The sequence below is a fragment of the Bacillus sp. P4_D3 genome (assembly GCF_056401855.1).
Genome location: NZ_JBFUIN010000586.1, coordinates 1 through 1,944, shown reverse-complemented (window position 1 = coordinate 1,944; position 1,944 = coordinate 1). Strand labels below are relative to the sequence as shown.

Below are 1,944 nucleotides of genomic sequence, written 5' to 3'. Positions count from 1 at the left end.
CTTTTCCACCCTCACGTAGCCATAATTTAAACTTTTCAACTGTTATTTGAACAGTTTTTGGTTTTCTACCTATATGAAGGTAATCGATAATCTCAGCTTTCGGATATTGTTCTTTCGTTTTTTCAACGGCTAGTTTACCCCATTTTGCATAGGGCGGCTGTGCGTGAACGATAGATGGACCAGTATATATATTTGAACATGCTGTTAGTAAAAAAATCGCGAATGCTATACGTGTGAAGAAATACTTCATAATAAGCTCCTTTTACTCTTTTTTATATTGTGTGCATATATCTTCAAGCATATAAGCTTGGCTTTTTTTGTCTTCTTTACATAAAAGCTTCACATTTACAAAACATAACCATGAATTCATTCTGTATTTAAGGAGGGAAACATATGCGTCAAAAAGGTTTTTTGAAGCTAGCAGTTTTACTTACCTTTATTGGCTTATCTTTAATGGTAAGTAGTATACAAACCAAAAATGTAGAAGCCTTTTCTAATCAAGTAATTCAAAGGGGAGCATCTGGAGAAGATGTCATTGAACTGCAAACTCGTTTGAAATATAACGGATTTTATACGGGAAAAGTTGATGGTGTTTTCGGATGGGGTACATATTGGGCGCTTCGAAACTTTCAGCAAAAATTCGGATTGCCAGTTGATGGTTTAGCGGGTGCTAAAACGAAACAAATGCTTGTAAAGGCAACAAAGTATGATAAGTCGACCGCTAATAAAGGTACAACAACTAATAAAGGGAACAGCGGTGGTACTGCGCAAGAAAATAAACCACCACAAAGTAAAGGGACAAATGTTCCAAATGGTTATTCTCAAAATGACATTCAGCTAATGGCAAACGCTGTATATGGAGAGTCACGTGGTGAGCCTTATTTAGGACAAGTTGCAGTGGCTGCGGTAATTTTAAATCGTGTCACAAGTGCATCGTTTCCAAATACCGTTTCAGGTGTAATCTTTGAACCGAGAGCCTTTACAGCAGTAGCAGATGGACAAATATATTTAACGCCAAATGAAAATGCGAAAAAAGCCGTATTAGATGCAATCAATGGATGGGATCCAACAGGGAATGCACTATATTATTTCAATCCAGATACTGCGACAAGCAAATGGATTTGGACTCGTCCACAAATTAAAAAAATCGGTAAACATATTTTCTGTAAATAGAGCGGAGGTGGAAACATGTTACGAGGTATTATCATTGTATTGTTAACAGTAGGTGTAGTAGGAACAGGGTATTGGGGCTATAAAGAGYATCAAGAGAAAAATGCGGTATTAATTCGAGCGGAAAATAGTTATCAGCGTGCGTTTCATGATTTAGCATATGAAGTTGATTTATTACACGATAAAATTGGAACAACACTGGCGATGAATTCAMGTTCCTCATTATCGCCAGCTTTAGCAGATGTATGGCGTTTAACATCAGAGGCTCGTTCTGATGTAGGGCAACTACCATTAACATTAATGCCATTTAATAAAACGGAAGAGTTCCTTGCGAATATCGGTGATTTTAGTTATCGTGCAGCGGTTCGTGATTTAGAAAACGAACCGTTAAATGATCAAGAATATAAAACGTTACAAGGTTTATATTCAAATGCAGAAAATATACAAGATGAACTGAGAAAAGTGCAGCATCTTGTATTGAAAAATAATCTTCGCTGGATGGATGTAGAAATGGCTCTAGCGTCAAACCAAGATCCAGCAGATAACACAATTATCGATGGATTAAAGACGGTAGAAAAGAATGTAACATCATACTCGTCCACAAACTTTGGACCGACTTTTACAAGTGCACAAAAGAATAAAAAAGGCGGATTTGAGGCAAAAGGAAAGGCGATTTCGAAAGAGGAAGCGGAAAAAATCGCGAAATCATTTTTAAACTTAAAAGGGAATGAAAAAGTAGAAGTTGAGAAAAGTGGAAAAGGTGCAAAAGAATCA

Annotated in this window: 3 protein-coding genes; 2 read left to right on the top strand and 1 reads right to left on the bottom strand. The window is 36.7% G+C overall.

Annotated features, from left to right (window positions below; all coding sequences use genetic code 11):
- A partial coding sequence (locus AC1DTM_RS24365; RefSeq protein WP_477001095.1) for a DUF3889 domain-containing protein occupies positions 1 to 250 on the bottom strand: 250 nt, incomplete at its 3' end.
- A gap of 143 nt (positions 251 to 393) precedes the next feature.
- On the opposite strand from AC1DTM_RS24365, the gene sleB reads away from it, so the two are divergent.
- Together sleB and AC1DTM_RS24355 are read left to right on the top strand one after the other, a co-directional pair.
- Positions 394 to 1,173, top strand: a complete 780-nt coding sequence (gene sleB, locus AC1DTM_RS24360; protein ID WP_002161543.1) for a spore cortex-lytic enzyme — start codon at positions 394 to 396, stop codon at positions 1,171 to 1,173.
- 15 nt (positions 1,174 to 1,188) lie between these two features.
- Positions 1,189 to 1,944 (top strand): PepSY1/2 domain-containing protein (locus AC1DTM_RS24355; RefSeq protein ID WP_477001094.1); only part of this gene is annotated, 756 nt, incomplete at its 3' end.

Excerpts from the sequence above, each read along its gene's own strand:
- sleB (WP_002161543.1), top strand. The coding sequence starts at position 394 with ATGCGTCAAAAAGGTTTTTTGAAGCTAGCAGTTTTACTTACCTTTATT.